The organism is Actinoallomurus oryzae, assembly GCF_039541955.1.
Taxonomy (GTDB): domain Bacteria; phylum Actinomycetota; class Actinomycetes; order Streptosporangiales; family Streptosporangiaceae; genus Actinoallomurus; species Actinoallomurus oryzae.
On the sequence record NZ_BAABHF010000003.1, the window covers coordinates 1 to 1,537 of the forward strand.

Consider the following 1,537-nt stretch of genomic DNA (forward strand, 5'->3'; position numbering starts at 1 on the left):
ACCGATGCACCTGCGCCGCATCATCGATCTTCTCCTGCGGCGTACGCGGCACACCCTCCTGAGCGAACACCTTGAAACGCGTCCCGGAATTGCCATACGCCCACGACGGCGTCTCAATGCGCTGACTCCGCAGCGCCGCCTTCACGGTCTTTGTGTCGGTCACGAGAAACCCCGATTCCTACGAGCTTCATGCCAGGTGGAAAACGCCGGCGAGCGACATCGGCCCTCGTCGGGACGGCCGTCGGACGCGCGCGGAAGAACGCTCCGCACCGGGGCGGGGCCGCCGGCCCCGCCCCCGCGCCGGGGGTCAGAAGTGGTAGTTATCGATGTTGTTCTTGTCGAAGACGGTCGGCGGGCCGAGGATGACCTCGCCGTCCTTGCCGATGGTCCGGGGGCCGAGCTTGCCGGCCTTGAACGTCTCGCCCTGCGCGCCGGTAATCTGACCGGAGACGAGCGCCGCCGCGGCATACGCGGCGAGGTAGCCGAGGTTGCCCGGGTCCCACAGCTCGAACTTGTGCACGGTGCCGTCCTTGACGAACTTGCGCATCTGGTTCGGCGTGCCCAGGCCGGAGACCTCGACCTTGCCCTTGTACTTGGAGGAGGACACGTAGCGGGCCGCGGCGGCGATGCCGACGGTGGTGGGCGCGATGATGCCCTTCAGGTCCGGGTAGGCCTGGAGCAGACCCTGGGTCTGCTGGAAGGACTTCTGGTCATCGTCGTCACCGTAGGCGACCTTCACCAGCTGGATCCCGGAGTACTCCGGCTTCTTCAGCTCCTCCTTCATGAAGCTGATCCAGGTGTTCTGGTTGGTGGCGTTGGCGGTCGCCGACAGGATCGCGATCTTGCCCTTGCCGCCGATCAGGTCGGACATGACCTTGATCTCACTGCGGCCGATCTCTTCCGAGCTCGCCTGGTTGATGAAGACGTCCCGGCACTCTTTGGCCGCGTCGGAGTCATAGGCCACGACGGCGATCTTGCGGGACATGGCCTGCTTCAGCGGCCCGCAGACGGCGTTGGGGTCGTTGGCCGCGATGAGGATCGCGTCCTGACGCTGCTGGATCAGCGTGTTGAGGTAGGAGATCTGCGACGAGGCCGACGCATCCGACGGACCGACCTCCTTGGCCTGGGCGTAGAAGCCCTTGGCCGCGGCGATGCCGGCGTTGTCGACGATCGTCTCGTACGGGTTGTTGACCTGCTTGGGCAGGAAGGCGAGCTTGAGGTTCTGCTTGATCGGGGCGTTCGGGTCGGCCTTCTTGCCACTCGTCGCGGCGTTGCCGCCGTCCTTGGCCGTCGAGTTCTTGGTCGTACCGCCGCACGCGGCGGCTCCCAGGGCGAACGCGGCCACGAGTGCCACGGCCGCCATTGGACGTTTCAGCATGTCAACTCCCTTGCGTGGAGGAGGAGGCGGTGAGGGACCCGCGGGGATGTCGCCGCGCCTCGCGTACCGCCGCCACGATCCGCGGCGTCAGCACGGAGACGATGAGGAGGAGGCCGGTGACGATGGACTGGATCTCGGTCGCGACGTCACGGAGCATGA

The 1,537-nt window shown here is 66.4% G+C and carries 1 protein-coding gene and 1 pseudogene; both read right to left on the reverse strand.

Annotation, left to right across the window (positions count from 1 at the left end):
• Positions 1 to 163: pseudogene (locus ABEA10_RS00320) on the reverse strand (L-rhamnose isomerase); the annotation flags it as partial.
• Positions 164 to 307: 144 nt separating this feature from the next.
• Positions 308 to 1,378, reverse strand: coding sequence for a rhamnose ABC transporter substrate-binding protein (gene rhaS, locus ABEA10_RS00325; RefSeq protein ID WP_345455659.1), 1,071 nt, complete (start codon positions 1,376 to 1,378; stop codon positions 308 to 310).
• Positions 1,379 to 1,537 lie beyond the last annotated feature (159 nt).

Bases quoted from the DNA above. Each gene is read 5' to 3' on its own strand.
- rhaS (WP_345455659.1), bottom strand. From the start codon at position 1,378: ATGCTGAAACGTCCAATGGCGGCCGTGGCACTCGTGGCCGCGTTCGCC.